This window comes from Micromonospora sp. NPDC049497 (assembly GCF_044465805.1).
In the GTDB taxonomy this organism is placed as follows: Bacteria; Actinomycetota; Actinomycetes; order Mycobacteriales; family Micromonosporaceae; genus Micromonospora.
Genome location: NZ_JBITMC010000048.1, coordinates 1 through 1,045, shown reverse-complemented (window position 1 = coordinate 1,045; position 1,045 = coordinate 1). Strand labels below are relative to the sequence as shown.

Here is a 1,045-nt window from a genome sequence, read left to right as displayed (position 1 = left end):
AGTGAGCGTTTGAGAAGTGGGTTGGTTCGGCGGCGTGTCGTGTTGGAGGTAAGGGAAGGCCCTCGGTAGGTCCGGTGGTGTCGAGCCAACCGTTTCCGTGCCGAGGGCCTTCTGATGACGTTGTACCCGATCGCTGATCAGCAGTCCGCCTCGCCCCGCCGTTATCCGCCGCAGCGGGTGCGGCGGGAGCGGGAGAGGGCGGTGCGGCGGCGGTATCCCAGTGATCTGACTGATGCGCAGTGGGCGTTGATCGCGCCGCTGGTGACGCCGGTGGTCGACGGTCGCCGGGGGCGGCCGCCGGCGCATCCGATGCGGGCGATCGTCTCAGCCATCCTGTACATCACGTGCACCGGCTGTTCGTGGCGGGCGCTGCCGCGGGAGTTCCCACCGCCGGGCACGGTGTACTGGTGGTTCGCCCGGTGGCGCGACGATCACACGTTGATGCGGCTGCACGAGCGGCTGCGGGAGCAGTGCCGCACCGCCACCGGCCGGCAAAGCCGTCCCACCGCCGGGATCATCGATTCCCAGTCGGTGCGCGCGGCGGACACCGTGCCCCGACACAGCCGCGGCTTCGACGTGGCGAAGAAGGTCAACGGCCGTAAACGCCACATCGTCGTGGACAGCATGGGCCTGCTCCTGCAGATCATGGTCACCGGAGCCGGCGTCAATGACCGCAGCATCGCCCGGCACCTGCTCTGGCGCACCCGACTGTTCCACCCCGAGCTGCGCCTGATCTGGGCCGACGGCGGCTACATCGGCACCCTGGCCACCTGGTGCCGCCACGCCCTGGACCTGACCCTGTTCCTAGTCCGCAAACTCCCCGGCCAACACACCTTCGTCGTGCTCCCCCGACGCTGGGTCGTCGAGCGCACCTTCGCCTGGATCAGCAAGAAACGCCGCTGCGTCCGCGACTACGAACACCTACCCGCCACCCACGCCGCCTTCGTCACCTGGGCCATGATCCACGTCATGGCCACCCGCCTAGCCCGACACACGAATCCGGCCCAGGCAACCAACACCTGAGCCGAATTCTCAAACACTCACT

General features: G+C 68.0%; 1 protein-coding gene. It reads left to right on the top strand.

What is annotated here, in order from left to right:
- Nucleotides 1–114 precede the first annotated feature (114 nt).
- Nucleotides 115–1,023: an IS5 family transposase gene (locus ACIBR0_RS28715; RefSeq protein ID WP_396720870.1), complete on the top strand. Its 909-nt coding sequence runs from the start codon at nucleotides 115–117 to the stop codon at nucleotides 1,021–1,023.
- Nucleotides 1,024–1,045: the final 22 nt, after the last annotated feature.